This is a genomic window from Rhodopirellula sp. UBA1907 (assembly GCF_002337565.1).
GTDB lineage: Bacteria > Planctomycetota > Planctomycetia > Pirellulales > Pirellulaceae > Rhodopirellula > Rhodopirellula europaea.
In genome coordinates this window covers 8,554-8,908 of record NZ_DDGH01000096.1, presented here as the reverse complement: position 1 = coordinate 8,908, position 355 = coordinate 8,554, and the positions used below count along the sequence as shown (strand labels likewise).

The 355-nt window shown below is 59.7% G+C and carries 1 protein-coding gene; it reads right to left on the bottom strand.

What is annotated here, in order from left to right:
- Positions 1 to 355 (bottom strand): CoA-binding protein (locus tag B2R17_RS22940; RefSeq protein ID WP_286765842.1); only part of this gene is annotated, 355 nt, incomplete at both ends.

Genomic DNA, 355 nt, shown 5'->3' with positions numbered 1-355 from the left:
CGGGGCAGTTGGGGCCGATCAGCGTCGATCCGCTGGCTTTGACCTTTTCATAAACTCGGACCATGTCGATGACAGGCACGCCTTCGGTGATGGCGGCGATAACGCGAATGCCAGCGTCAACGGCTTCCAAGATGGCGTCCGCGGTGAACGGCGGCGGGACGAAAATCATCGTCGCGTCGGCGCCGGTTTTCTGGACCGCTTCTTCGACGGTATCAAAAACAGGAATGCCTTCGACGTCTTGGCCACCTTTGCCGGGCGTGACACCGCCGACCATTTGAGTGCCGTAATCGCGGCACCCGAGAGAGTGAAATTTCCCGGCGTTGCCAGTGATCCCCTGGCAGATGACCTTGGTGTT